At 65.3% G+C, this 21,846-nt stretch carries 18 protein-coding genes; 8 read left to right on the plus strand and 10 right to left on the minus strand.

Translation table 11 applies throughout. From position 1 onward, the window contains the following. Positions 1 to 121: 121 nt before the first annotated feature. The 3 genes from EN857_RS18915 to tpiA form a co-directional block, all read right to left on the minus strand. On the minus strand, positions 122 to 1,237 hold the full coding sequence (locus tag EN857_RS18915; RefSeq protein ID WP_135858427.1) for a L,D-transpeptidase: 1,116 nt from the start codon (positions 1,235 to 1,237) through the stop codon (positions 122 to 124). Between the two features lie 213 nt (positions 1,238 to 1,450). Continuing rightward, positions 1,451 to 1,960, minus strand: a complete 510-nt coding sequence (secG, locus tag EN857_RS18920; protein ID WP_127393148.1) for a preprotein translocase subunit SecG — start codon at positions 1,958 to 1,960, stop codon at positions 1,451 to 1,453. 161 nt (positions 1,961 to 2,121) lie between these two features. Continuing rightward, on the minus strand, positions 2,122 to 2,889 hold the full coding sequence (gene tpiA, locus EN857_RS18925; protein WP_127284340.1) for a triose-phosphate isomerase: 768 nt from the start codon (positions 2,887 to 2,889) through the stop codon (positions 2,122 to 2,124). Positions 2,890 to 3,035: 146 nt separating this feature from the next. Between tpiA and EN857_RS18930 the strand changes: the two genes are divergently transcribed. From EN857_RS18930 to lexA, 6 genes are all read left to right on the plus strand, one after another. Continuing rightward, on the plus strand, positions 3,036 to 4,928 hold the full coding sequence (locus EN857_RS18930) for a peptidyl-prolyl cis-trans isomerase (protein ID WP_127310807.1): 1,893 nt from the start codon (positions 3,036 to 3,038) through the stop codon (positions 4,926 to 4,928). Beyond that, complete coding sequence (trpD, locus tag EN857_RS18935; RefSeq protein WP_127310808.1) at positions 4,925 to 5,935, plus strand: anthranilate phosphoribosyltransferase; 1,011 nt, start codon at positions 4,925 to 4,927, stop codon at positions 5,933 to 5,935. The genes EN857_RS18930 and trpD overlap by 4 nt, the downstream gene beginning before the upstream one ends. Before the next feature lie 5 nt (positions 5,936 to 5,940). Further along, entirely contained in the window at positions 5,941 to 6,753 is an 813-nt protein-coding gene (gene trpC, locus EN857_RS18940) for an indole-3-glycerol phosphate synthase TrpC (protein WP_127393147.1), read from the plus strand. A 2-nt stretch (positions 6,754 to 6,755) separates the two neighbouring features. After that, positions 6,756 to 7,247: a cyclic pyranopterin monophosphate synthase MoaC gene (gene moaC / locus EN857_RS18945; protein ID WP_127285809.1), complete on the plus strand. Its 492-nt coding sequence runs from the start codon at positions 6,756 to 6,758 to the stop codon at positions 7,245 to 7,247. Beyond that, positions 7,247 to 8,452: a gephyrin-like molybdotransferase Glp gene (glp, locus tag EN857_RS18950; protein WP_127285808.1), complete on the plus strand. Its 1,206-nt coding sequence runs from the start codon at positions 7,247 to 7,249 to the stop codon at positions 8,450 to 8,452. The genes moaC and glp overlap by 1 nt, the downstream gene beginning before the upstream one ends. A 116-nt stretch (positions 8,453 to 8,568) precedes the next feature. Next, positions 8,569 to 9,303, plus strand: a complete 735-nt coding sequence (lexA, locus tag EN857_RS18955; protein WP_126054478.1) for a transcriptional repressor LexA — start codon at positions 8,569 to 8,571, stop codon at positions 9,301 to 9,303. On the opposite strand, the gene EN857_RS18960 is transcribed toward lexA, so the two are convergent. Continuing rightward, on the minus strand, positions 9,297 to 11,756 hold the full coding sequence (locus EN857_RS18960) for a ComEC/Rec2 family competence protein (RefSeq protein WP_135858423.1): 2,460 nt from the start codon (positions 11,754 to 11,756) through the stop codon (positions 9,297 to 9,299). The two genes, lexA and EN857_RS18960, sit on opposite strands and share 7 nt — an antisense overlap. A gap of 102 nt (positions 11,757 to 11,858) precedes the next feature. On the opposite strand from EN857_RS18960, the gene gltX reads away from it, so the two are divergent. Next, positions 11,859 to 13,283 carry a glutamate--tRNA ligase gene (gene gltX / locus EN857_RS18965; RefSeq protein WP_127391652.1) on the plus strand — a complete coding sequence of 475 codons (1,425 nt, stop codon included), beginning with the start codon at positions 11,859 to 11,861 and terminating at the stop codon, positions 13,281 to 13,283. Positions 13,284 to 13,466: 183 nt separating this feature from the next. After that, the gene (gltA, locus tag EN857_RS18970; protein WP_127285805.1) at positions 13,467 to 14,795 is read left to right on the plus strand and encodes a citrate synthase; all 1,329 of its coding nucleotides are present in this window, start codon (positions 13,467 to 13,469) and stop codon (positions 14,793 to 14,795) included. A gap of 47 nt (positions 14,796 to 14,842) precedes the next feature. Here the strand turns inward: gltA and lpxB are convergent, their stop codons facing one another. The 6 genes from lpxB to bamA form a co-directional block, all read right to left on the minus strand. Beyond that, on the minus strand, positions 14,843 to 16,009 hold the full coding sequence (lpxB, locus tag EN857_RS18975; protein WP_127310102.1) for a lipid-A-disaccharide synthase: 1,167 nt from the start codon (positions 16,007 to 16,009) through the stop codon (positions 14,843 to 14,845). Next, the gene (locus EN857_RS18980) at positions 15,999 to 16,901 is read right to left on the minus strand and encodes an LpxI family protein (protein ID WP_187331307.1); all 903 of its coding nucleotides are present in this window, start codon (positions 16,899 to 16,901) and stop codon (positions 15,999 to 16,001) included. The genes lpxB and EN857_RS18980 overlap by 11 nt, the downstream gene beginning before the upstream one ends. Continuing rightward, positions 16,888 to 17,721, minus strand: a complete 834-nt coding sequence (lpxA, locus tag EN857_RS18985; protein WP_127286424.1) for an acyl-ACP--UDP-N-acetylglucosamine O-acyltransferase — start codon at positions 17,719 to 17,721, stop codon at positions 16,888 to 16,890. Before lpxA ends, EN857_RS18980 begins: the two co-directional genes overlap by 14 nt. A gap of 14 nt (positions 17,722 to 17,735) precedes the next feature. Next, on the minus strand, positions 17,736 to 18,194 hold the full coding sequence (gene fabZ / locus EN857_RS18990; protein WP_127286425.1) for a 3-hydroxyacyl-ACP dehydratase FabZ: 459 nt from the start codon (positions 18,192 to 18,194) through the stop codon (positions 17,736 to 17,738). Further along, positions 18,187 to 19,242, minus strand: a complete 1,056-nt coding sequence (lpxD, locus tag EN857_RS18995; RefSeq protein ID WP_127286426.1) for a UDP-3-O-(3-hydroxymyristoyl)glucosamine N-acyltransferase — start codon at positions 19,240 to 19,242, stop codon at positions 18,187 to 18,189. Before lpxD ends, fabZ begins: the two co-directional genes overlap by 8 nt. A gap of 76 nt (positions 19,243 to 19,318) precedes the next feature. Next, positions 19,319 to 21,694: an outer membrane protein assembly factor BamA gene (gene bamA, locus EN857_RS19000; protein ID WP_127286427.1), complete on the minus strand. Its 2,376-nt coding sequence runs from the start codon at positions 21,692 to 21,694 to the stop codon at positions 19,319 to 19,321. Positions 21,695 to 21,846 lie beyond the last annotated feature (152 nt).

The raw sequence follows: 21,846 nt of genomic DNA on the forward strand, positions 1-21,846 counted from the left end.
TTTTTCCCAAGAAGGCGCGACGCCCCGAAGGGCAAGAAATGTTGCAGTCAAAACAAAAGGGCCGGCTGGGCCGGCCCTTTCGGCATGATGGGTGGAGGCCTCAGATAATAACGCCTGGTTGTTATATAATAACAACCTTGGTGCCGACCTTGACCCGGCTGTAGAGGTCCATGACGTGCTCGTTGATCATGCGGAAGCAGCCATTGGAGGCGCTGGTTCCGATCGACTGCGGCGCGATGGTGCCGTGGATGCGCAGATGCGTGTCCTTCTTGCCGTCATAGAGATAGATGGCGCGCGCGCCGAGCGGATTCTCACCGCCGCCGGGCATGCCGTCCTTGTACTGGCCATAGTGCTTGGGCTCGCGCTTCTGCATGTCGAGCGTCGGGATCCAGCGCGGCCATTCCTGCTTGTCGCCGACAGCGACCGTCCCCTTGAACTGCAAGCCTTCGCGGCCGACGGCGATCGCATAGCGTCGCGCCGTGCTCGACGATTCGACGAGATAGAGACGGCGGGCGCTGGTGTCGATGACGATGGTGCCGGCGGGGTAGCCGCTGAACTCGACGTCCTGCGGCACGAACTCCGGCTTCACCTTGAACGGCCGCTTGGCGTCCTTCTTGGCGAGAGCCGAATCAAGTGCGCGCGTTTCGGGCAGATAGCTGATCGATGACGACGACGAACCGCCGAACAGGCCTGCAAACAGGCCGCCGCTTGCCGGCTTCTGGCCAGGAGCCTCGCTGCGCAGCTCGCCATTGTTGCCGGTCAGCGCGACGTTCATCGCCTCGGCCGGCATCGGCTCGGCCGACTGGATCGGTTCGACAGCGGCGATCGGCTCGATGATCTTGACCGTCTTCTTGCCTGTCTTGGCATCGGCCACTTTCGTCTCGGCCGACTGGCCCTTCTTCGCCAGCCATTCCTGCCGGGCAGCGTCCGCCTTGGCCTTGGCTGCGTCGCGCATCGCCAGCTTGCGGGCTTCCAGCGCCTTGGTCTTGGCGGCTTCCTTGTCGGCCGCGATCTTGTCCTCGAGCTTGCTGATCTGAGCGAGATCGGCTGGCGTCGGGTTCTTCTTCTTCTTGAGAAGCTTCAGCTGCGATGCGTCGCTTTTGACGGCGACATTGATGGCGCTGGTAATCTCGACTGACGGCGATGCGGCTATGTTTGCCGGCGTGCCGGCGAAGGCTGCGGACCCCATGCCGAGCACGGCAAGGAATCCCATGAAAATGAAGCTGCGAAGCTGCATGGCGAAGATCCGATCGTGTAATGCTTTGTTGCCACGGCGTCGCCCGGCGTCCCCCAAGGACGCCGAAAGTGCCGCGCGCAATGTATAATCGATCTGGCCGAGCCGCCTCAAGCGGGCCGTCGGCCTACGCCCGGTTGAATCTTCGTGAATGTGCGGCATTTGCCGCGACTGTGTTCAAACGACAACAGATCGCGGCCGGATAAGCTTGTCCGGCTACTGGTTCGGAACCTGCGGGGTGACCGGCAAGGTGACGCCATTGGCCGCCGGCGGCGTGGCCGGATTCGCGGGTGCCGGTGCAGGCGCAGGCGCCGTCGTCGCGGCGCCGTTGCCCGACGAGGGCGGCGTCGCCGATCCGCTGGCGGGTGCCGCCGGCGCCGTCGAGGTCGACGGAGCGGCCGGTGCGGTGGCGCCGGCCGGCGCGTTGCCCGGCAGCTGGTCGAGCACGCCCTTGCCGGCGTTGCTGGACGACGCCGGGACGCGATCGAGGATGTCGATCGGCTTTTCGCCGTAGCGCGCGACGAGCGACAGAGTGAGCGAGGTGGCGAAGAAGGCCGCTGCCAGGATCGCCGTTGCCCGCGTCAATGCATTGGCGGCGCCACGCGCCGTCATAAAACCGGAACCGCCACCGATGCCGAGACCGCCGCCCTCGGAGCGCTGCAGCAGCACCACGCCGACGAGCGCGAGCACGACCATAAGGTGAATGACGATCAGTACGGTTTCCATAATTTATCCTGGCAAGGCCTTGCGCGGCCGCGGATACGACCGGTGATTTGGAGGCGGCTCCTTACAATGCTTTGATGGCATTTCCAAGCCCGTGGCCGGAATATGGGGAGCAATGCGGCCTTTGCAACGATTTCGGCCGCGCCGGCCAGTCGGCCCCGCGGCTAGGAGATATTCAGATAGGCCTCGGCGATGCCGAGAAAATCCGCCGCCTTCAGGCTGGCGCCGCCGACCAGCGCGCCGTCGACATTGGCCACGCCGAGCAGTTCGACAGCGTTGGACGGCTTGACCGAGCCGCCATAGAGGATACGCATCTTCGCCGCCGCGCCGCCGAGCAGCTCCGTCAGCTTGGCGCGGATATGCGCATGCGCATCGGCGACATCGTCAGCGGTCGGCGTCAGGCCGGTGCCGATCGCCCAGACAGGTTCGTAGGCAATGACCGTGTTGGCCGCCGTGGCGCTGGTCGGCACCGACCCGGCGATCTGGCGCGACAGCACGTCGAGCGTCGTGCCCGCCTCGCGTTCAGCCCTTGTCTCGCCGATGCAGATGATGGCCACCAGCCCGGCCCGCCACGCCGCGGACGCCTTGGCGTGAATGGTGGCGTCGTCCTCGCTGAGGTCGGCGCGGCATTCGGAATGGCCGACTATGACGTGGCTGGCGCCGGCGTCCTTCAGCATCTCGGCTGAAATGCGCCCGGTATAGGCGCCGCTCTCCTTGGGATGGCAATCCTCGCCGCCGGCCCGGACCGGGGTGCGCGACAGGATTTCGGCCGCGTGCGACAGCAAGGTCGCGGGCACGCAGACCAGCGCCTCGGTCTCGGCGTCGAGCCCGCTCATGAAGCCGTTGCCGATCATCCTCAGCTCATTGAGCGAGGCGCTGGTGCCGTTCATTTTCCAGTTGCCGGCGACGAGCGGGCGGATTCCAGGCGTCATGAGCTTTGCTTTCTCCAGGCGATATTCGGCTTCCGCCCTCACTATCAAAATCAGGCCACAAAGCAATCGACAGTGGGCCGGAAGGGCGCTATTGCGCTTGTTTCAGACTCGGGCGCACGCAAAATGCGCAAAAATCGGAAGTAGGCATGCTTGGTATCTTGAGAAACGCGGCGGGCACCTGGGTCGCGAAGGCGTTGCTGTCCTTGCTGGTGATCAGCTTTGCCGTGTGGGGTATTTCGGGGCGTCTGTCAGGAACTTTGGGCGGCCATCATTCCGTGATCACCGCCGGCGGCACGACAGTTTCGATCAACGAGTACCGCCTCGCCTATGACCGCCAGATCAGCGTCATGTCGCAGCAGTTCGGCCAGCGCATCACGCACGAGCAGGCGAAGGCGCTCGGCATCGACAACCAGGTGCTGGCGCAGCTCGTCTCGGGCGCCGTGCTCGACGAGCAGGCCCGCAAGCTCGGCCTCGGCCTCTCCAAGGACCGGCTTGCCGAGCTGACGCGCGAGGACCCGGCCTTCAAGGGCCCGAGCGGCCAGTTCGACCGCAGGACGTTCGAATATCTGCTGCGTCAGGTCGGCATGCGGCCCGAAGACTATCTGAAGAACCGCTCCCAGGTGGCGGTGCGCCAGCAGATCGTCGAGGCGGTTTCGGACGGCCTCAAGGCGCCGCAAACCTTCCTCAAGGCGGTCGCGCTCTATCGCGGCGAGGACCGCACCATCGACTATCTGACGTTGCCGAAGACGCTGGTCGAACCGATCGAGGCGCCGGCCGACAGCGCGCTCCAGACCTATTTCGATGCCAACAAGAAGACCTACGCCGCGCCCGAATACCGCAAGTTCTCCTATGTCAGGCTCGAGCCGCAGGACATCATGGATCCGACCGCGGTGACCGATCAGCAGATCAGCGACGACTACAACAAGAACAAGGGGCGCTACACGACGCCGGAGATGCGCACCATCGAGCAGCTGGTGTTCAAGACGTCGGATGCAGCCAAGGCCGCGTTCGATTCGCTGAAGGCGGGCGCGACCTTCGACAAGCTCGTCACCGCCGAGGGCAAGACCCAGGCAGACACGCTGCTCGGCACGCTTGCCAAGGACAAGATCGCCGACAAGGCGGTGGCCGAAGCGGCCTTCAAGCTCGCCGCCAATGAGGTCAGCCCCGTCGTCCAGGGCGCTTTCGGCCCGGTGCTCCTGCGCGTCACCGAGATCAAGCCGGAGGTGGTGAAGCCGCTGGCCGAAGTCTCCGACCAGATCCGCAAGGACCTGGCGCTCGGCGAGGCAAGCCGCATCCTGCTCGACGTGCACGACAGTTACGAGGACACGCGCGCTTCGGGCAGTTCGCTCGCCGACGCCGCCGCCAAGCTGAAGCTCAAGGTCGTCACCATCGACGCGATCGACCGCACCGGCCAGCGTCCCGACGAGACCATCGTCAAGGACCTGCCGGAATCGGCGGACCTGATCAAGGCGGTGTTCGCCGCCGAGCCCGGCACCGAGAATGAGGGCCTGACCACCGCCGACAATGGCTTCGTCTTCTACGAAGTCGGATCGATCACGCCGGCGCGCGACCGCACGCTGGACGAGGTTCGCCAGAAGGTGGTGGCCGACTGGACGGCGGCTGAAACGGAAAAGCGGCTCGACGCCAAGGCGCAGGAGCTGGAAAAGCGCCTCAAGGCAGGCACCACGCTCGACGTGATCGCCGGCGAATTGAAGCTCGAGAAGCAGACCAAGCGCGGCCTGAAGCGCGAAGCCGATGACGCCGATTTCGGCAAGGAAGGCGCCGCCGAAATGTTCGGCGTCGGCGAAGGCGGCACCGGGCTGATCCCCTCGCCCACCGGCGACGGCCAGATTCTCTACAAGGTGGCCGAAGTGTTCGAGCCGGCCGGCGCCGATGGCAGCTCCGTGCCCGACGACGCGCAGAAATCCTTCACCGCCGGCATGTCGGACGACCTGCTCGACCAGTTGGTGGCGCAGTTGCAGACGCAATACGACGTCCGCATCGACCCGGCCGCGGTTTCCCAGGCGCAGGCCCGATGAGTGCGCTGAAGACCCATATCGCCAAGGTCGCCGCCGGCACTCCTCTTTCGTTTGAGGAGGCGCGCGAGGCGTTCGACATCATCATGTCGGGCGACGCAACGCCCGGTCAGATCGGCGGCTTCCTGATGGCGCTGCGCGTGCGCGGCGAGTCGGTGAGCGAGATTTCCGGCGCCGTCGCCACGATGCGCGCCAAGATGCTGCGCGTCGAGGCTCCGCACGGCGCCATCGATATCGTCGGCACCGGCGGCGACAATTCGCACAGCGTCAACATCTCGACGGGATCGGCATTCGTCATTGCAGCGAGCGGCGTGCCGGTGGCCAAGCACGGCAATCGCGGCCTGTCCTCATTGACCGGCGCTGCCGATGTGCTCACCGCCCTCGGCGTCAAGATCGACATCGGACCGGAGACGATCGGCCGTTGCATCCATGAAGCCGGCGTCGGCTTCATGTTCGCGCCGGCGCACCATCCGGCGATGAAGCACGTCGGCCCGATCCGGGGCGAGCTTGGCACGCGCACCATCTTCAACCTGCTCGGACCGCTGTCCAATCCGGCCGGCGTCAGCAGGCAGATGGTCGGCGTGTTCCTGCCGGAATGGATCATGCCGGTTGCCGAGGCGTTGAAGGCGCTGGGCACCGAGCACGCCTGGATCGTTCACGGCGACGGCTATGACGAGATCACCACCACCGGCGAGACGCAGGTGGCGGAACTTGCCGGCGGCGAGATCCGCACCTTCGCGCTCACCCCCGAAGCGGTCGGCCTGCAGCGCCACACCAAGGACGAGTTGCGCGGCGGCGACGCGGCCTACAACGCCAAGGCGCTGCGCGACATGCTGGCAGGTGCTGCGGGCGCCTATCGCGACACCGTGCTGATGAATGCGGGCGCCGGCCTGGTGGTGGCCGGCAAGGCGACGACGCTCGCCGACGGCATGGCGAGCGCAGCGCAAGCCATCGACAGCGGCCGCGCGCTCCAAGTGCTCGGTCGGCTGGTTGAAATTTCGAACGAGTAGAGCCCTTGTCCGACATTCTGCGCAAGATCGAAGCCTACAAACGCGAGGAGATAGCGGCGGCCAAGCAGCGCGTGCCGCTGGCCGAGATCAAGGCGCGGGCTCAAGCCGCCGAGGCACCGCGTGGCTTTCTTGCCGCGCTAGAGGCCAGGCGCAGGGCCGGCGGCTTCGGGCTGATCGCCGAGATCAAGAAGGCGAGCCCGTCCAAGGGGCTGATCCGCGCCGATTTCGATCCGCCGGCGCTCGCAAAGGCCTATGCGAATGGCGGCGCGGCCTGCCTCTCCGTGCTGACCGACGCCCCGTCCTTCCAGGGCGCGCCCGAATTCCTCACCGCCGCGCGTGCCGCCGTCGCCCTGCCGGCGCTGCGCAAGGATTTCCTTTTCGACCCCTATCAGGTGTTCGAGGCCCGCGCCTGGGGCGCCGACGCCATCCTGATCATCATGGCGAGTGTCGACGACGCGATGGCGCGCGAGCTCGAGGCGACGGCCCTCGAACTCGGCATGGATGCGCTGGTCGAAGTGCATGACGAGGCCGAGATGGAGCGGGCGCTCCGGCTCTCGTCACGGCTGATCGGCATCAACAACCGCGACCTCAGGACGTTCGAGACCAGCCTCGGCGTTTCGGAGCGGCTGGCGGCGATGGTGCCGGCCGACCGCCTGCTGGTCAGCGAGAGCGGCATCTTCACCCATCAGGACTGCCGCAGGCTGGAGCAGAGCGGCATCGGCACCTTCCTTGTCGGCGAGAGCCTGATGCGGCAACAGGATGTCGCGGCGGCGACTCGCCTGCTTCTGACAGGCAAGGCGCCGGCCGAGGCCGTCTGACGATGGCGGCCGCCCTCACCCATCTTGGCGCCTCTGGCGAAGCCAACATGGTCGACGTCGGCGACAAGGCCGAAACGGTGCGCACCGCGATCGCCGAGGGCTTTGTCTCGATGCGCGCCGAAACGCTTGAGATGATCCTTGCCGGCGATGCCAAGAAGGGCGATGTGCTGGGCACCGCGCGCATCGCCGGCATCATGGCGGCCAAGCGCGCGCATGAGCTGATCCCGCTCTGCCATCCGCTGCTCCTGACCAAGGTTTCCGTCGATATCGAACCGGACAAGTCGCTGCCCGGCCTCAAGGTCACCGCGCTTGCCCGTGTCACCGGCAAGACCGGCGTCGAGATGGAAGCGTTGACGGCGGCCTCTGTCGCCTGCCTCACCATATACGACATGGCCAAGGCCGCCGACCGCGCCATGGTGATCTCCGGCATCAGGCTGGTCGAAAAGACCGGCGGCGAGTCCGGCGACTACAAGTCGGCCGGGGCGGGCGCCTGATGGCGCTGGTTCCTGTGGCCGAGGCGCTCGAGCGCCTGCTGGATGGCGCGGCGCCGCGGGCCAGCGAAAGCGTCGCACTGATCGACGCCGCTGGCCGAGTCCTGGCCGAGCCTGTGGTGGCGCTGCGCACGCAGCCGCCCTTCAACGCCTCAGCCATGGACGGCTATGCGACGCGCGCCGCCGATGTGGCATCCGTGCCGGCGCGGCTTTCGGTGATCGGCATTGCGCCGGCCGGCCGCGGCTTCGAAGGCAGCGTCGGCACGGCGCAAGCCGTGCGCATCTTCACCGGCGCGCCGGTGCCGCAAGGCGCCGACACTATCGTCATCCAGGAGAATGTGCAGGATCTCGGCGGCGGCACGATCGAAGTGACCGAGCCGACCGCTGAAGGGCGCAACATCCGCCGCGCCGGGCTCGACTTCGTAGAAGGCGATGTGCTGCTGGAAAAGGGCCGGCTGCTCGATCCGGCGGCACTGTCGCTGGCGGCATCCGCCAACCACCCGCGCCTCACTGTGGTGAAGCGGCCGCTGGTCGCCATCATCGCCACCGGCGACGAACTGCTGCCACCCGGCAGCGAACTCGGTCCCGATCAGATCATCTCGTCCAACGCCTATGGCGTCGCCGCCGCTGCGCAATCGGTCGGCGCCCGCGCGCTCGATCTCGGCATTGCCGCCGACCGCAGGGAAGCGATCTCCGCGCTGGTCAGGCAGGCCGTCGAGCAGCAGGCCGATGTCATCGTGACGCTTGGCGGCGCCTCGGTCGGCGACCACGATCTCATTCACGGCGTGCTGACCGGCGAAGGCATGACGCTCGATTTCTGGAAGATCGCCATGCGCCCGGGCAAGCCGCTGATGTTCGGCCGGCTGGGACCCGCGCGCTGCATCGGCCTGCCCGGCAATCCGGTGGCGAGCCTGGTCTGTTCGCAGCTGTTCCTGAAGCCGTTGCTGGCGCGGCTCGGTGGCCGCGCGTTCACCCAGGACATTCGCGAGGCGCGGCTGGGCGCCGCGATGCAGGCAAACGATCTGAGGCAGGATTACGTGCGGGCCGTCGTCCGCGAAGAAGCCGGCTCACTGGTTGCGACGCCCTTCGGCATCCAGGACTCCTCGATGCTGCGCATGCTCGCCGACGCCAATGGCCTCGTGGTGCGAGAGCCCTTCGCCCCGGCCGCCGCCGTCGGCGACGCTTGTCGCGTTCTGATGCTACGCTGAACAAAACGTCAACGCATTCATTAAACTTTAAACGGTTGCGGAACACAACTGGAACAGATAGTGTTTGTTCTGGGTTTGTTTTTCTGATTCTGGTTTCAGAACCCGTGGGGGCCGCCATGCTGACGCGCAAACAACATGAACTCCTGATGTTCATCCATGAACGGCTGAAGGAAAGCGGCATTCCGCCCTCTTTCGACGAGATGAAGGAGGCGCTTGATCTGGCTTCGAAGTCGGGCATCCACCGGCTGATCACTGCGCTTGAGGAGCGCGGCTTCATTCGCCGGCTGCCCAACCGGGCGCGTGCGCTGGAAGTGCTGCGCCTGCCCGATTCGATCGCGCCTGGCCTCAATGCCGCGAAGAAGTTTTCGCCGAGCGTCATCCAGGGAAGCCTCGGACAGGGCAATCTCGGCCGGCAGATCAAACCGGCGTCGCCGTCGCGCACCCCCAGCAATGACGACGACGCTGTGTCGGCGGTGTCGATCCCGGTAATGGGCCGCATCGCCGCCGGCGTGCCGATCGACGCCATCCAGCACCAGACGCATTCGATCTCGGTGCCCCCGGACATGATCTCGGGCGGCGAGCATTATGCGCTGGAGGTGAAGGGCGACTCGATGATCGAGGCCGGCATCTTCGACGGCGACACGGTCATCATCCGCAACGCCGACACGGCGAGCCCCGGCGAGATCGTTGTGGCGCTGGTCGACGAGGAAGAGGCGACGCTGAAGCGCTTCCGCCGCAAGGGCGCATCGATCGCGCTCGAAGCCGCCAACCCTGCCTATGAGACCCGCATCTTCGGCCCTGACCGGGTCAAGGTGCAAGGCAAGCTGGTCGGCCTGATCCGGCGCTACTGAGCGGACGGCGCCAGTTTGACCACCGGTCTTTCGGGTCTCTGGTATGGCGGCAGTCCCCTCGCCTCGCGAGAGTATTTGCGCTGCTCGTGCCATGGCCGGTAGGGCTTTTCGACCGCGTAGCGGATTGTTGCTTGCGCGGTCGCCGATTGCGGATCGAAGAAGACGGCGGCGCTGCCTGAGCGGGCGAGCTGGCGTTTGGTGACGACGAGGGCCAGCGAATTCCAGCAGGGACTGTAGGCGGTGGCGTCGTCGATGACGATCAGGTCGGCGAAGGCGCAGGCCGGCCGCGCCGTCTTGCGGTTTTCCGCGAGCGCCACGATTGCGCCGGACGGATGCCGGGCAAGGCACAGTCCGTCCCTGCAGTAGAATGGCGAGCCAGGCGGCAGGTCGAGCGGATCGATATCGAAGCGTGCATCCCCTGTCTCGAAGGTCTCCGGCTCGACGACGGTCTCGGCCACCAGCGCGCGTTTCCAGTTGTCGGTGGTGAATTCATTCGACCGCGCCCGGTTGACGGCGAGCTCGCCGCCGCCGATCGGCATCGCCACCAGATGCGCATCCTCCGAGATCAGCACATCGGGCGTGCGGGTATTTGAAACCGTCAGCAGGCCGGCCAGAGCGAAGGGGATCGCCGCAAGTCTCAGCCAGGTCGTGGCCATGGTCGCGATGACCAGCGCTATCGTCACGAAAAGCACCGATTGAATGGAGATCAGCCCGACGGCATCGACCGGCGAGCGTTCGGAGATCCACCCGGAGATCGCGATCATCGCGGTCAGGCCCTTGCCCATCAGATACAGGAATGGCCAGTCGAGACCGAACGGCATCGTCAGGGCGCTGGCGACCCCCAGGAACATGACCACCGAAACGATCGGCATGACGGCCAGGTTGGCGAGCAGGCTGAGCGGCGACACGCGCTGGAAGTGCCAGATCGCGAAGAGCGCCGTAGCGCTGCCGGCGATGATTGAGGTCATGGCAAGGCCGCCCATACCCATCACCAGCTTTCGTGACGCAAAGTGAAGGAACGATCGCTTCGGCGGCGGCGCGGTCGTCCTGTCGGCCCGATAGTCCGACCAGCCGGCATAGGCGCCGACCAGGGCGGCGGTGGCGGCGAACGACATCTGGAAACTCGGGCCGACCACTTCGTGCGGCGACACAAGAATGACGGCGATGGCCGAGATCGCCAGATTGCGCATGGTGAGCGCGGCCCGGTCGAACAGCACGGCGACAAGCATCACCGCCAGCATGATGAAGCTGCGTTCGGCGGCGACCACAATGCCGGAGAAGACGAGATAGGCGGCGATCGAGACCAGCGCGGCGGCGGCGGCATATTTCTTGACCGGCCGGCGCGAGGCGAAGTCGGGAAACAGCGCGAAGGCGCCGCGCAGCAGAAGCATGATGGTGCCGGCAACCAACGCCATGTGCAGGCCGGAGATGGAGATGATGTGGTAGATGCCGGTGCGCCGCATCGCCTCGTTGATCTCATCGGGAATGCCTGCGCGCACGCCGACGATCAGCGCCGCCGCGATCTCGCCCTCGGGGCCGCCAACCAGCCCGCGGATGTGGTCGGCGATGCTCTCCCGCGCCTTCTCGATCGCGGAAGCGAGGCGCGCCGTCGCTGGTGCCTCTTCGCTGGCTATTGTCTTTGGATTGCCGAGGAAAAAGCCGCTGGCGCCAATGCCCGAAAAATAGCTGTCGAAGGAGAAGTCGTAGCTGTCCGGCCGCACCGGGCCGGTCGGCTGCAGCAGCCTTGCATAGCCCGTCAGCAGCGAGCCGGCGGTCATGTCGGCGGGTACTTTCCGCGCCGAAAGCCTGACCCGCTCCGGCGCGTAGCGCAGTTTTGGGTGGGCGGTGGAGATCACATCGATGGTCAGCCTGACGCGGCCGTTCTCCATCTCCTCCAGGCTGACGAGGCGGCCGGTCAGGCGGGTCTGGATCTCGGAACCGAGCATAGGCGTCGCGGCGCGCCAGGTCTCGACCTTTGCGGCGAGAAAGCCCAGGGCGCAAAAGAACGCCGCCATGAAGAGGAGATGCGTCCTTGGCCGCGAGCGCGAAACCAGCGCGCAGACGGCCATGAGCGCCACCGCCGCAAGCGGCCTGTAGAGATCCGGCTCGGCGTTCAGCGAGAAATAGAAGATCACGCCGGTCGCCAGGAACACCGGCACCAGCAGAAAGCCGATGCCGCGATCAAGCTCGGTCGTGGCAGCGTTGCCGATGCTGCGGTGAAACGCCGGCCATGAGACGCGGCCAACCTGCTTGCGGAGCCGCGTGATGGTTGCCGTTGGCGAGGCCGGGCCGAATCCACCTCCATCGGGCGGCAAAATCTCTTTGGCCGGACGCGGCTCCGGAAGCGAAACCGGCGCGGCATCGGCAGGCAGCATGTCAACAAACAGCAGGCGCTCGCTGACGCCAGCTGTCGTCCCCTCGCCCTCCTCCGCGCCCCGGCCTCGTCCAGCCATCAGGTCTGCCCCTTGCGCCCCAGACCTCCTATGCTACATGAACGCCGAAAACGCGAAAGTCCGCGCCACCACGCCCGCTTCCTCTGCCAGCCTGAGAGTGCCATGTCCGACAAGGTCGTCACCCGTTTTGCCCCCTCGCCGACAGGCTACCTGCACATTGGCGGGGCGCGCACGGCGCTGTTCAACTGGCTCTATGCGAAGCACACCGGCGGCACCATGCTGCTGCGCATCGAGGACACCGATCGCGAGCGCTCCACCGAGGCGGCGACCGCTGCCATCCTGGACGGGCTGACCTGGCTCGGCCTGTCATGGGACGGCGAGGCCGTGTCGCAGTTCGAGCGCGCGCCGCGCCATCGCGAGGTCGCGGAGGAGCTCGTGCGCCTGGGCAAGGCCTATTACAGCTACGAGACGCCCGCGGAGCTCGAGGCGATGCGCGAGGCGGCGCGGGCCAAGGGCCTGCCGCCGCGCTACAACGGCCAGTGGCGCGAACGCGACCCGTCCGAGGCGCCTCCCGGCCTCAAGGGTGCCATCCGCATCAAGGCGCCGGCCGAAGGCGAGACCGTCGTGCATGACCGCGTGCAGGGCGAGGTGCGCTTTCCCAACAAGGACCTCGACGATTTCATCATCCTGCGCTCGGACGGCAACCCGACCTACATGCACGCCGTCGTCGTCGACGATCACGACATGGGCGTCACCCACATCATCCGCGGCGACGATCATCTGACCAACGCAGCGCGCCAGACGGTGATCTACAACGCCATGGGCTGGGATGTGCCGTCGATGTCGCACATTCCGCTGATCCATGGCGCCGACGGCGCCAAGCTGTCGAAACGGCATGGCGCGCTCGGCGTCGAGGCCTATCGTTCGATGGGCTATCTGCCGGAGGCCCTGCTCAACTATCTCGCCCGCCTCGGCTGGAGCCATGGCGATGACGAAGTCATGTCGATCAAGGACATGATCGGCTGGTTCGACATCGGCGACGTCAACAAGGGCGCCGCCCGCTTCGACTTCGCCAAGCTCGAGGCGCTGAACGGCGTGCATATGCGCAAGATGGACGATCATGCGCTGTTCGACATCTTCGTCGCCACCCTGCCCTATCTCGAAGGCGGCCCGGCGCTCGCCGCCCGGCTCGACGACCAGAAGAAGGCGCAGTTGCTCGCGGCCCTGCCCGGCCTCAAGGAGCGCGCCAAGACGCTGGTCGAACTGGTCGACGGCGCGGGGTTCCTGTTTGCCGAGCGGCCGTTGCCGGTCGACGAGAAGGCGGCGGCGCTGCTTTCCGGCGAGGCGCGCGCCGTTCTGCGTGGCGCCCATGCGACGCTGACGGCGGTCTCTGGCGACTGGACGGCAGCTACCGCCGAGGCCGCGATCCGTGACTTCGCGCAAGCCGGCGGCCACAAGCTCGGCGCCGTGGCGCAGCCGCTGAGAGCCGCGCTGACCGGCAGGAGCACGTCGCCCGGCGTGTTCGACGTGCTTGCCGTGCTTGGCCGCGAGGAAAGCCTGGCGCGCATCGCGGATCAAATCGATTAGGAGCGAACTGGCCCAAGAAGATTGGCATTGAAAGGCGCGTTTCGCAGTGCAACATTAGGCCTTGGCCCAATCTGGCACGCACCTCCTAAAATGCGGTGGCGAGTTCGCGCATTCCGGTGATTTCGACGTGTCGTTTTGCAGGAATTTGCCTTGCCGGCATGAGGAAACAAGAAGGAGTTTCTAATGAGCGAAGCTGCAACAAAACTGGACTTGGGGGCCAACCCGCGCGAGTCGACCGCCAAGCTGGAACTCGCCGGCAAGACGCATGAATTCAAGGTGCGAAGCGGTTCGGTCGGGCCCGACGTCATCGACATCGGCGCGCTCTACAGCACCACCGGCGCCTTCACCTACGATCCTGGCTTCACCTCGACGGCAAGCTGCGAGTCGGCCATCACCTTCATCGACGGCGACGCCGGCATCCTGCTTCACCGCGGCTATCCGATCGACCAGCTCGCCGAGCATGGTGACTTCCTCGAGGTCTGCTACCTGCTGCTCTACGGCGAATTGCCGACCAAGGCGCAGAAGGACGACTTCGATTACCGGGTGACGCGCCACACCATGGTGCATGAGCAGATGTCGCGCTTCTTCACCGGCTTCCGCCGCGATGCGCATCCGATGGCTGTCATGTGCGGCGTGGTCGGCGCGCTGTCGGCCTTCTACCACGACTCGACGGACATTTCGGATCCCTACCAGCGCATGGTCGCCTCGATGCGGCTCATCGCCAAGATGCCGACGATCGCGGCGATGGCCTACAAGTACCACATCGGCCAGCCCTTCATCTATCCGAAGAACGAGCTGAACTTCGCCGCCAACTTCCTGCACATGTGCTTTGCGGTGCCGTGCGAGGAGTACAAGATCAATCCGGTGCTGGCGCGCGCCATGGAGCGCATCTTCATCCTGCACGCCGATCACGAGCAGAACGCCTCGACCTCGACGGTGCGTCTTGCCGGCTCATCGGGCGCCAATCCGTTTGCCTGCATCGCCGCCGGCATCGCCTGCTTGTGGGGCCCGGCGCATGGCGGCGCCAACGAGGCGGCGCTCAACATGCTGGGCGAGATCGGCCATGTCGACCACATCCCGGAATTCATCGCCCGCGCCAAGGACAAGAACGATCCGTTCCGGCTGATGGGCTTTGGCCATCGCGTCTACAAGAACTACGATCCGCGCGCCAAGATCATGCAGAAGACCGCGCATGAGGTGCTGGGCGAGCTCGGCATCAAGGACGACCCGTTGCTCGACATCGCCATGGAGCTGGAAAAGATCGCGCTCACCGACGCCTATTTCATCGAGAAGAAGCTCTATCCGAACGTCGACTTCTATTCCGGCATCACGCTGAAGGCGCTGGGCTTCCCCACCACCATGTTCACCGTGCTGTTCGCGGTCGCCCGCACCGTCGGCTGGATCGCGCAGTGGAAGGAGATGATCGAGGATCCGCACCAGAAGATCGGCCGGCCGCGTCAGCTCTACACGGGTGCCGCCGAACGCGACTACGTGCCGATCGCCAAGCGCTGATCGCGCCCGAGCGAAATGGTTGAAAAAGGCGCCCGCGAGGGCGCCTTTTATTTGATGTGTCGCAGAACGACCTCTGCGGCGATATCGCCTGACGGTCTGTCCGTCGCCATGCGTCGCGCGATCTCGGCGAACCCGTCCTTCTGCCAGGCGCGCATGCCGGTGTCGGAAAACAGCGTCTCCAGTTGCCGGGCGAGGTTCTCCGGCAGGACATACTGGTCGTAAAACTCCGGAACCAGGGTCCGGTCCGAGATCAGATTGGGCAGCAGCGCCGACCAGACGGAAATGAGATGCGGCATGACCAGCCGCGCGACGGGATCGAGCTTGTAGCACGACACCATCGGCACGCCCGACAGGGCCAGTTCGAGCGATACCGTTCCCGAGGCGATCAGCGCGGCATCGGCCTTGCCGAACGCCTGCCATTTGCGTTCGGGCTCGACGATGATCTCCGGTTTGTCGTCCCAACTGGCGACCGAAGCCCTGACCAGCTCGGCGACGTGCGGCACGGTCGGCAAGAGCAGACGCAGGCGATGCCCGCGCTGGCGCAGGATCGACATCGTCTTGCCGAACGGCTCGATTAGCCGGCGTACTTCGCCACGACGGGAACCCGGCAGCACCAGCAGCGTCTTGACGCGATCCCCCGCCAGGTCCCGGGGGAGCCCTTGCGCCTTGGCTGCGCCAAGCACGCCAGGATCCCGCGCCAGGCGATGCCCGACATAGGTGCCAGGCGGACCGCCGAGGCGGGCGAGCGCCTTCACCTCGAAAGGCAGGATGCACAGGATATGGTCGACATAGGGCTTCATCGCCACCGCCCTGCCCGGTCGCCATGCCCAGACACTCGGGCAGACATAGTGGACGATTGGAATCGACGGGTTGGCGGCACGCACCTTCTTCGCCACGCGCAGCGAGAAATCCGGGCTGTCGATGGTGATGAGGCAGTCGGGTTTTTCGGCCGCGATCATGCTTGCCGTCTGGCCGATCCGCCTGATCAGGCGCGGCAGCTCGCGCAGGATCGCGCTGAACCCCATCAGCGCGATCTCGCTGCCGTCGAACAGGGATTTCAGGCCGAGCGCCTGCAAATGCCGACCGCCGATGCCGAGAAGCTGAACATCCCGGCCCGTCGTCCGCTTCAGCGCCGCGACGATGTCGGCGCCCAGCAGGTCGCCCGATTCCTCGCCGCAGACGACGGCGACCTTCAACGACTTGCTAGTGGCCATGAGCCGGCTCCTCGGCGGGCAGGCCGATGATGAAAAGGCCGAGCGCATTGGCGCGCGCGATCGTATCGGGACCTTCAAGGATCAGCGAGCGGCCGGCTTCCACGGCAATCCCTGCCAGCCCTGCCTCTTGCGCCGCCTCGACCGTCCGCGGGCCGATGGTTGGTAGATCGGCGCGCAATTCCTGGCCGGGCTTGGCGCATTTGACAAGCACGCCGCGGGTCTTGCCGGCGAGCCGGCCATGGTCGCGCAGTTGCCTGGTCCGCTCGAGCAGTCCGTTGGTGCCCTCTATGCCTTCCAGCGCGATCGCCCGGCCGCCGATGGCAATGGCAGCCTGGCCGATATCCAGCGCGCCGATCGCCTTCGCGGCCACCCTGGCCGCCTCGATGTCACGCCAGTCGGCTTTGCTTGGCTCAGCCTGGGTCAAAGGGCCCTTGCCGGCGAGCAGTTCGGGCACGATCTCATGCGCTCCGACGACCTTGATGCCGCGCTTTTCCAGAAAGCGCGTCAGGATCCGCAGCAGGCCGTCATCTCCGCGCGCCAGCCCCATCACCACCGTCGGCACGACCGCCAGCAGGCCAAGGCTCGGCCGCATGGCGCTTAATTTCGGCCTGCGCCTGATCTCGCCGGCCAGCACGAGATGGCTGATCCGCTTGCGCCTGAGCAACGGGACCAGCGAGCCGAAGTCTTCGAGCGCGAGTTGCTCGGCCTCATAGCCGGCGAGGTCCTGCTTGCGGTCGACCTCGCCTTCGGCAGCGATGATGACGGGCGGGTGCCCTTGCCTTGCCAGGCTGGCCGCGACTTCCACCGGCAGGCTGCCGCCGCCGGCGATGATGCCGACCCTGGAGCCCGGCGCGAGGTCTAGCTTGGCTCCGGCAGCCTCAGCCTTCGTCATCGGCATCGTCGCCGTCGCCGCCCTTGAGCGACGGGACGGCATAGTGCCGCTTGCCGCGACTGGCGATGAAATCGATGATTTTCATGGCCGTCGGCGAGGAGGCGAATTCCGCCTTGGCGAACTCGATGTTCTCGCCGACGGTCCGCGAGCGGTCGAAGATCGTCCGGTAGGCCTTGCGCAACAGGTGGATCTCGGCGCGCGGCAGGCCCGAGCGCTTTAGGCCGACGATGTTGAGGCCGCGAAGGCTGGCGCGGTTGCCGACGGCAATCGCATAGGGAATGACATCGCCGACGACTGCCGAACAGCCGCCGATGAAGGCGTTGTTGCCGATGCGGACGAACTGGTGAACGGCGGTGAGGCCGCCAATATAGACGTTGTCGCCGATCTCGCAGTGGCCGCCGAGCGTCGCGCCATTGGCGAAGGTGGCGTTCTTGCCAACGACGCAGTCATGGGCGATGTGGGCATAGGCGAGGAAATTGCCATTGTCCCCTACCGTCGTCTCGCCACGGCTGGAATCGGTGCCGAGATGCATGGTGACGCCTTCGCGGATCGTGCAGTTCTCGCCAATCACCAGCGTCGTGCGGCCACCCTTGTGCTTGGTGTTCTGCGGCGGCGCGCCCAGCGTCGCCATCGGATAGACCTTGGTACCGGCACCGACGGTGGTCGCGCCCATCACCGAGACATGGCTGACCAGTTCGACGCGGTCGCCGATCACGGCGTCGGCGCCGACATGGCAGAACGGCCCGATGCGGGCGCCCTTGCCGATGGCGGCGCCATCTTCGACGACGGCGGAAGGATGGATGAATGTCTGAATTGTCATGAGCATTTCGATCGTCAGCCGGTGACCATCATCGCCGAAATCTCGGCTTCGGCGGCCTTGGCGCCGTCCACCAGGGCTTCACAGGCGAATTTGAGCAGGTTGCCGCGCTTCTTGATTTTCTTGACGTGGATCTTCAACTGGTCGCCGGGGACGACCGGCTTGCGGAACTTGGCATTGTCGATGGTCAGGAAATAGACCAGCGAGGGTTTTTCAGCGTTGAGGCTGCGGATGCAGATGGCGCCGGCGGTCTGCGCCATGGCCTCGACGATCAACACGCCCGGCATCACCGGCTGATCCGGGAAATGGCCCTGGAAATGCGGCTCATTGATGGTCACGTTCTTGATGCCGACGGCGGAATCGTCGCCGTCGATGTCGACAATGCGATCGATCATCAGGAACGGATAGCGATGCGGCAGGAGCTTCATCAGCCCCAATATGTCGACCGCCTCGAGCGTCGCCACCATGTCAGCCATTCCCATCGCCCTGTTTGCGGGTCCTGGCCAGCTTGCGCAGCATCGCGATCTCGCGCATGGCCTCGGCCATCGGCTGCGCCGGATAGCCTCCCCAGATCTCGCCCGCCGGGACGTTGCTCATGAATCCGCTTCTCGCTGCAAGCTTGGCCCCAGGCCCAATGGTCAAATGATCGGCGAGGCCGACGCCGCCGCCCATGGTGACGCCGTCGCCGACGACGACGGAACCCGAAATACCCGAAAGTCCGGCTATAATGCAATTGCGGCCGATGCGGACATTGTGGGCGATCTGCACCAGATTGTCGATCTTGGTGCCCTGGCCGATGATTGTATCGGACATGGCGCCGCGATCGACGGTGGTGTTCGAGCCGATCTCGACATCGTCCTGGATGACGACGCGACCGATCTGCGGCACGCGCTCCGGCCCTTTGGCGCCGGCGACAAAGCCGAAGCCGTCCTGGCCGATCCTGGCGCCGCCATGGATGATGACGCGATTGCCGATCAGCGCATACTGCACGCTGGCGCCCGGGCCGACATAGCCGTCGCGGCCGATCTGGCAGGAATGGCCGATGACCGCATGCGGAGCAATGATGGTGCCGCTGCCGATCGAGACGCGCGGACCGATGACCGCGCCGGCCTCGACAACGGCGCCGGCCTCGACATGCGCCGACGGGTCTATGTGGGCATGCGGGGAGATGCCGGTTTCGCCGGTCATGGGCCCGGGTGTGGCCGCTTGCGGAAACAGCAGGCGCCCGACCAGCGCGAACGCCTGCTGCGGGCGCGGATGGGTGAGGACCGCGACGCCTGCCGGAGCCTTGCTCGCGAAGTCCGCCGGACAGAGAACCGCCGCAGCCTTGAGCGACGGCATAAGGGCGAAATTGCGCTTGCCGTCGACGAAGACGAGCGCGTCCTTGCCGCCTTCATTGGCCGGCGCCAGGGCTTCGATGGCAATATGGGATTGGGCGGAATCGACAAGCTGGGCGCCGGTCAGATTCGCGACTTCGCCTGCCGTATACCGGCGTGATGGCGCGAAGAACACCGGATCGGTCATTCCAGAAGCAATATCCAGCTTGGTCGGATCACTCTTCCGGACCGCAACGCGGCCCGGAAGCATTGTTACCCGCGGATCAGAAACGGGTCGCTATGCCGAAGTTGAATTCCTGCACGTCGTCGGTCGGTTGCTTCTTGACCGGCACCGCGTAGTCGATGCGGATCGGGCCGAAAGGCGAAGCCCACATCAGGCCGACACCAACCGAAGCGCGCAGCTTCATGTCGGTCGTCGACTGATCGACCAGGGCGGTATCGACCTTGCTGCCATAGAGCGTTGCCGCATCGGCAAAGACCGCGCCGCGCAGGCCGAAGCTTTCCGGGATAACTGGCAGCGGGAACTGGGCTTCCGCCGAGGCATTGAAATAGGTGGTGCCGCCGAGGTGATCGCCACTGGTGCCCGTGGCAACAGGTCCGATGCCGCCATAGGCGAAGCCGCGAATCATGCGGTCGCTGCTCTGGAAGTGATCGAAGATACGCAAGCCGTCGTCGCCATAGCCTTCGATGTGGCCGGCACCGCCGGAGATCAGGCCGACCAGATCCAACTGCTCGGAAAGGGTCTGGTAGACACTGCCGCGGCCCGTCACCTTGACGAACTTGGCATCACCGCCGAGGCCGGCCACTTCCGTGGTCACATTGGCATAGATGCCTTCATGCGGGTTCTTCATGTCATCGATGGTGTTGTAGGTCAGGCCGAGGCTGACCGACGACTTGATCCACGGACTTTCGTCAATACCCTGAACGATCGCCGCCGAGATATCGCAATCCGCGTCCGGAATCCCATCTTGCGGCGTGTCATCGCAACCACTGTCGAGCTTATACTTCTCCTGCGCGATGTTGTACGCCAGCTGCGTCGAGATGTTGTCGGTGATCGGCAGGCCGAAGCGCACGGTCGCGCCCAACGTCTCACTGTCGTAGTGATCGTAGTTGCGCGTCTGCTGGAACACGTCGAAGCCGGCCGCGATGCGGCGCCCGAGGAAGTAGGGCTCGGTGAAGGAGAAGCTGTAGTCGCGCGAGTTCTTGCCGCCGCCCGCCGCGATCTTGATGTACTGGCCGCGGCCGAGGAAGTTGCGCTCGGTGATCGAGCCTTCGACGGACGGCCCCGCCGTCTCGCCGCCGGTCGAGTAGCCAGCGCCGACCGAGAACTCGCCGGTCGACTTTTCGACCACATCCACCACCAGCACGACCTGGTCGGGCTGCGAGCCCGGCACCGTCGAGATGTCGACTTTGTCAAAGTAATTGAGCGCTTCCAGGCGCTTCTTCGCGCGCTGGATGAGCACCTGGTTGAAGGCATCGCCTTCGCTCACATCGAACTCGCGACGAATGACATAGTCGCGCGTGCGGTCGTTGCCGCGGATTTCGATGCGCTCGATATAGGCCTTGGTGCCCTGGTCGATCGTATAGACGACCGAAATCGTGTGGTTCTCGAAATTGCGGTCGCCACGCGGCGTCACCTGGGCGAAGGCATAGCCGGAACCGGCAACCTTCTCGGTCAGCGCGATGATGGAGTCCTCGACGTCCTTGGCGTTGTAGACGTCACCCTTATGGGTTTCGACCACCGATTCCAGCGCCTTCGAGTCGACCTCGGGGATGGTGCTTTCGACACTGACGTCGCCGAACGTGTAGCGATCGCCTTCCTGGACGGTGATGGTGACCGTGTATTTGTTGGTGGTGTCGTCGAGCTCGCCGACCGCGGAGACGACCTGGAAGTCGGCATAGCCGTGATTGTAGTAGAAGCGGCGCAGCAGTTCCTGGTCAGCGCGCAGCTTGTCCTCGTCATAGACGTCGTCGCGCAGCACGAAGGAAAGCCAGGACGAACGCTTGGTGGCGATGACGTCCGAAAGGCGGCGGCTCGAATAGGCGCTGTTGCCGACGAAATTGATCGCGGCGATCTGCGTGCGGCCACCTTCATTGATGTTGAAGACCACGTTCACGCGGTTGTCGCCGAGTTCCATGATCTGCGTCGTCACGGCGGCGTCGTCGCGGCCGATGCGGCGATACGCAGCCTTCACCGCATCGACGTCCGAATCGAGCGTCTGCTGGGAGAAGGTGCCGCGCGGCTTCAGCTGCACGGCGACTGCCAGTGCATTGTCCTTGAGCTTCTTGTTGCCCTGGAACAGGACCTGGTTCACGACCTTGTATTCAGAAACCTTGACGACCAGCGAGGAGCCGACCTGGTTGATCTGCACATCCGAGAACAGTCCGGTGCCGAACAGCGCCTTGACCGCATCGTCGATGTCGGAGCTGGAGAAGGCCTTGCCGGGCTTGATCTGGATGTAGTTGCGGATGGTGTCGGCGTCGACACGCTGATTGCCCGTCACCTCGACTCTGGAGACAACGGCCGCCTCGGCAGCTGATGTGGCAACGAACTGCACTGCGAGCGCGCCTGGCACAACCAGAGCGGCGGACAAAGCCACCGCGGACGCGGCGCTCAGAAACTTGGATGCTGCCTTCATCGGGCTTTTGTACCTTTTCTCGTAGTCCCCACGGCGAGAAAACCGGACGTGCGGTAATTTTCCCATACCGTATTAACCGGATTTTCCCTACACGCAAGGCTTCTGGTTAATTTGTAATTACTTAACCCTGGTGCGTGGCTTTCGCGTCACGC

This window comes from Mesorhizobium sp. M4B.F.Ca.ET.214.01.1.1, from assembly GCF_004791545.1.
Classification (GTDB): Bacteria; Pseudomonadota; Alphaproteobacteria; order Rhizobiales; family Rhizobiaceae; genus Mesorhizobium; species Mesorhizobium abyssinicae.